The organism is Shewanella sp. 10N.286.45.A1 (assembly GCF_041470405.1).
Classification (GTDB): Bacteria; Pseudomonadota; Gammaproteobacteria; order Enterobacterales; family Shewanellaceae; genus Shewanella.
Genome location: NZ_JBFRMK010000222.1, coordinates 1 through 2457, shown reverse-complemented (window position 1 = coordinate 2457; position 2457 = coordinate 1). Strand labels below are relative to the sequence as shown.

At 46.6% G+C, this 2457-nt stretch carries 2 protein-coding genes; one reads left to right on the top strand and one right to left on the bottom strand.

The window, feature by feature from the left end; genetic code table 11:
* Positions 1–69: 69 nt before the first annotated feature.
* Entirely contained in the window at positions 70–627 is a 558-nt protein-coding gene (locus tag AB4238_RS16165; protein WP_372034350.1) for a TMEM165/GDT1 family protein, read from the top strand.
* 111 nt (positions 628–738) lie between these two features.
* On the opposite strand, the gene katB is transcribed toward AB4238_RS16165, so the two are convergent.
* The gene (gene katB / locus AB4238_RS16160) at positions 739–2202 is read right to left on the bottom strand and encodes a catalase KatB (protein WP_372034349.1); all 1464 of its coding nucleotides are present in this window, start codon (positions 2200–2202) and stop codon (positions 739–741) included.
* Positions 2203–2457 lie beyond the last annotated feature (255 nt).

Below are 2457 nucleotides of genomic sequence, written 5' to 3'. Positions count from 1 at the left end.
CCTTGATTAAAGCCCATTAAATTCCCACTGAATCCTGCATCTTCAAGTAGATCGGGTATAGGAATACTATTGGAAGCCCTGCTTGCCTCAACGTTTACCGTTGCTATCGCCGAAATAGGTGATAAAACTCAGCTATTGGCGCTCATTCTCGCCGCCCGCTTTAAAAACAAAACAGCCATTATTCTGGGTATTTTTCTGTCGACACTCGCCAACCATTTTGCCGCTGCTTGGCTTGGGCAATGGGCTATAGGTTATATCACTCCCGAGATCGGGCGCTACTTAATCGCAGGATCATTTTTCGCCATTGCGCTTTGGGTGCTTGTGCCAGATAAAGTTGATGAGGAGGAGGAGAGCCGTTTTTATTCGATGGGACCTTTCTTGGCTACCTTTATCCTATTTTTTATTGCCGAAATGGGCGACAAAACTCAAATTGCTACAGTGGTACTTTCAGCCAAATACGATGCGCTAGCAATGGTAGTGATGGGCACAACGCTGGGCATGTTAATCGCCAACGTCCCTGTAGTTATTGCTGGGCATTTTAGCGCCGAGAAGCTACCAATGCAGTGGATCCATCGTGGCTGTGCTGTCTTATTTGCGCTGCTTGGTGTAGTCACTTTGATGTTTTAAGATTGGATAGAGCTGAGACGGCTCAGGCTGAGATGATGTAGATAAGAGTAAAAGGCTTGTGGATCTATGCTCCACAAGCCTTGGTGTTTTTGCTGTCGACGCTTCCGGCCTCTACAGCCCTAACGCTTGCTTAATGCGTTGGCCATAGTCACTATCTGCTGCAGTAAAGTGCTCAACCATCTTAGTTTGAGTTGCTTCACTAACCACACTTAAGGTACCGACAATATTTGCTATTAATCTTGCCTTTTCGTCTTCTGGTAGCAAGCGGTACAAATCACCTGCCTGGCTAAAGTCATCTTGATCGTATCGGCTGTAACGGTCAGCTTCACCCTCTAAGCGCAGTGGTGGCTCAGCAAACTGCGTCTGATCTTGCAAACCATTATGGCTGTTAGGGCCATAGTTACGGCTCGCATCACCACCAGTTTGGCTACCGGAGAATGGGCACTGAGTTCCGGCCATTGCGCCGCCTCGTTGGTGATGGTTTGCCGCCGTTGCATGAGGGCAATTCACGGGTAATTGGTTGTAGTTAGCGCCAATACGGTAACGCTGTGCATCAGCGTAAGCAAATAAACGCGCTTGCAGCATCTTGTCAGGCGATACGCCCACACCAGGTACTAGGTTACTTGGCGCCAATGCAACTTGCTCGACCTCTGCAAAGTAGTTCTCAGGCATACGATTAAGCTCTAACTCGCCAATCTCTATTAGTGGGTAGTCAGCATGAGGCCATACTTTAGTCAGGTCGAACGGGTTAATTTTATAAGTATTCGCTTCAACTTCCGGCATAATCTGAACTTTAACGCTCCACTTAGGGAAGTTGCCATCATTAATCGCTGCCATCATGTCACGCTGCGATGAATCAGGATCGATACCTTTCAAAATATCTGCCTGCTCAGCCGTCAAGTTAGCAATACCTTGCTGGGTTTTGAAATGGAACTTAACCCAGAAGCGCTCGCCTTTGGCATTCCAAAAAGAGAAAGTGTGCGAACCAAATCCATGCATTTGACGGTAATTAGCTGGAATGCCTCGGTCTGACATTAATATAGTTACCTGGTGCAGCGCCTCAGGATTCAACGCCCAGAAGTCCCACATTGCATGTGGATCTTTTAGGTTCGTTTGCGGATTGCGCTTTTGGGTATGGATAAAGTCTGGAAACTTAATCCCATCACGCAGGAAGAAGGTCGGAGTATTATTACCGACAATATCGTGATTACCGCGCTCAGTGTAAAAGCGCAGGCCAAAACCACGAGGATCTCGCTCAGCATCCGCGCTGCCCATCTCGCCACCAACGGTAGAGAAGCGAACAAAAGTCTCAGTTTGCTTGCCCACGTCGTTGAAATGGTCTGCCAGTGTGAAGTCACTTAAGTCTTTAGTGAGGGTAAATGTACCGTAAACCCCAGTACCTTTTGCGTGGACAATACGCTCAGGGATGCGCTCGCGGTTAAAGTGCGCCAGCTTTTCAATTAAATGCCAATCTTGAAGTAATAACGGTCCACGTTCACCGGCCGACAGTGAGTTTTGGTCGTCGCTAATTGGTGCGCCATTTTGTGCAGTAAGAACTCGGTTTTGCTGACTCATAAATTACTCCTCAATCTTGGCTAGGTTCAAGCCAAGTTTCGATTAAATCAAAAATGGTGGCCATGGTTTATCTCCTCTGTGCAACTCGGTAAAGCGTTGCGGTGATATTGACCTCTTGTCGATGGATTAATATTAGTCGTCACATGCAAAACAATAAAACGATTAAAAGCGATAACGCTAAACGCAAATACAGATTTATGATTTCAGAATTCTATCTGAGTAGTAAGCTAACTTTCTGACTAATACCAATTGCAT

What these genes read in the sequence shown, in the direction of transcription:
- katB (WP_372034349.1), bottom strand. Translation starts at nt 2,202, where the DNA reads ATGAGTCAGCAAAACCGAGTTCTTACTGCACAAAATGGCGCACCAATT.